Origin of the sequence: Bacillus sp. 17RED48, from assembly GCF_019837545.1 — a bacterium.
Classification (GTDB): domain Bacteria; phylum Bacillota; class Bacilli; order Bacillales; family Bacillaceae_G; genus Bacillus_A; species Bacillus_A wiedmannii.
The window spans coordinates 1-2,641 of sequence record NZ_JADAXG010000035.1; the positions used below are offsets into that span (position 1 = coordinate 1).

The following is a 2,641-nucleotide window of genomic DNA, read 5'->3' on the forward strand; positions in this document are numbered from 1 at the left end:
GCCCTGTTGGTCCTGTAGGCCCTGTTGGTCCTGTAAACCCTGTTGGACCTTGACCATCCGGAGGAAAGGCACAAGGAAAAGGAATATGATTACATTTATTAAACTTATTAAATTTACTCATGTTCTCACCGACTTTTCAAATAAATTACAATTAATTGAATAGATACATACTTAATATAAATATGAAATACATATTAAATAAGTTTGCATTCATACCTATTTAATTTCCTTTAATTTTCCAACTTATAAAATCTCCAAAATAATATCCTGAAATACAAACCCAATAATATCAAAGGTTTGTTCTTGTCTTTTGATCTAAAATTTTGCTTTTTGGTTAGAGTGCTGGCTCGTCGTGTGGGGGCGAAACCCCACGTATTACGTATCTATTTTTTGAATAAGAACTATCTTGGGACGAATGATCTAAGCGGTTCGGCTCGTATACTTGCTAGTCCAAGTCGAGAACCATTACTTTGCTTTTTGTCTGTCGGCTTGGCGAGAAAAGCACACGAGCCGAAAAAAGTTTCGCAAGGACAATATCAAAAAGAGAAGGCGGTAGCCTTTAGTTTAGATATTGAGGGTGGAGATTTTTGAGTGATTTTCTCAAAAATACGACCCGTTCCTTTCGGAACTTTTAGCCCTATATATAAGAGTGAGAAGAGCAAAGTGAAGAAATGCAGTAATAGCAAGGGTTTATAAGGCATGAGGTGTTAATTTTTTTTAACACCTGTGTTAATTTTTTTTAACACCTAAAAAATAGAAAATCCCACATAAAAAAAGATGTCAATATAAAAAATTGACATCTAAAATAAATAAATTGGTAGTTTATGTTTTTTCTTATTACCTTCAATTTTGATATTACGTAGCGCTTTTGAAAAAATTTGTTGAGTCGCTCTATCAATATCATCTTTAGGTGAATTACATAATATATTAGGATTAACAAACCAAGTTCTTGCTGAACAAGCCCTTCCATCTTCAGTTATTACACCTGTTTCTGCAACTCCTAAAACCCCTTTTTCAAGCAATTCGTTCATCATTTTTGAAATAGAAGTCCTTGTTTTCCCTAATTTCTTAGCTAAATAACTAGGAGACGCTGTATTCGGTTTTATATCATCATCTTTATTTTTTTCAATAATAACATTTGATTTGAATTCTAGAAATCTTGAAATATCAAATAAAAATGCCTTTTCTGGTTGAGTTAAATAGCCAATTTCACATAAATAATCAATATTCTCTGTAATCATTTGGACAAATCTCACCCGATCTGTAGGTTTTTTCTTTTTACCAATAAAATACTCTTCTCCACCAGACATTTTACTTAATACTTGTAACATAATGACTCTTTCTTCTTCAGAAAGTCCACCACTACCTTCAAGTTTTTCATAAATGCTATTAATCTTACTATCTCTTTCTTTTGCCTTTTTTTCAGCTTGTCCGAAATCAATAATTTTCTTTGTCATATCTAGGTTAATTCCTCCTTAATTGAGGGAATCAACAAAAACACCTATTTTTTGCTATTTGATTATAAATCAAATTATGATAATCTATAATCAGATAAGTGAAGTTTAGGTATTTTCGTAGAATACCCTATGAAAAGAGTCATGTTACCGCATGACTCTTTTTTTCATTCTATCACGTTTTCAATAACCTTAAAGATAAAAACAAAGTTTCCTTACTAATTTACCGCTCCATGTCCAATCCACGATGTCTATTCATTTCTTTTTTATGCTCACGTTCAAATTGATTATCTATCCCCTTACTATCCAATTCATTTTTAATAATTCCTCTAAACGCCTTAAATTGCTCTTTAAAAACTTTTTTCGTTTGCACATACAAAACTCTTATATTCGTCTGTAAACCCTTTATATGAGCTTTTAATGAGCTGATTTCTCTATTCAATACACCAACTTCTTTTTGTAACTGACTTTTTTCTTGTTTCAATGTTCGATTTTCTTCCATCCATCCCTCTGCATGCACTTTTAAACTTTCATTCTCTTTCACAAAATCTGTCTTTTTCAAACGATCATAATCCTTTTTAATAGTAACCGCTGCATTCACTTGTTTTGTTAATTCTTGATATTGTTCTGGTGATAACACATAATTTCTTGTCTGTTTCTTCGTAATTTCAGCTTTTCCAAACATCTTATCCTGTACTTCTGTTATTACTTCTTTACGCAAAAATGGAATTTTAATAGGTTCATTTGGCATTTGATCCGTAGCACTATCTAATTCTTTTTTCATTTGTTCCACTCTTTTTTCTAACTCTACATGACGCTGGCCAATTAACTGCAGCTTTCCACTTTCACTCTCTACTTCTTGTTTTACTATCTCTAATTCTTTGTACTTATCAACGACATCACTTTCCAAACACTTTTTCGCTACTTGTAATTCGTTTGTTTTCTCTTCAACGTTTTTTAAATGATGGTCAATCGTTTGTAACTGCGTTTCTTTTTCTTGTACTTGATTCTCAACAATTGATTTTGTTTCTGCATATTCCTTGTATTGACGGACTTTCATGTATTTATGTGAACCTACATTAGCACGTTCAAAGTTCGGAATATGCTCTTTAGACAATTGCTCAATATAGGCCGTTTCTAATTCTCTCCAATGTGCAATTAACTTTCTTCCCGTTCCTTCTACACCT

General features: G+C 32.1%; 3 protein-coding genes and 1 pseudogene. 1 reads left to right on the top strand and 3 read right to left on the bottom strand.

What is annotated here, in order from left to right; genetic code table 11:
- A pseudogene (locus ILT06_RS32805) lies at positions 1-121 on the bottom strand (collagen-like domain-containing protein); the annotation flags it as partial.
- A gap of 269 nt (positions 122-390) precedes the next feature.
- Between ILT06_RS32805 and ILT06_RS32040 the strand changes: the two are divergent.
- Positions 391-591 (top strand): hypothetical protein, encoded by a 201-nt coding sequence (locus ILT06_RS32040; protein ID WP_261784596.1) that lies wholly within the window; start codon positions 391-393, stop codon positions 589-591.
- Between the two features lie 209 nt (positions 592-800).
- On the opposite strand, the gene ILT06_RS32045 is transcribed toward ILT06_RS32040, so the two are convergent.
- Positions 801-1,457: a MarR family transcriptional regulator gene (locus ILT06_RS32045; protein ID WP_222655991.1), complete on the bottom strand. Its 657-nt coding sequence runs from the start codon at positions 1,455-1,457 to the stop codon at positions 801-803.
- 220 nt (positions 1,458-1,677) lie between these two features.
- Positions 1,678-2,641: coiled-coil domain-containing protein (locus ILT06_RS32050; RefSeq protein WP_222655992.1), on the bottom strand; the 964-nt coding region annotated here is incomplete at its 5' end.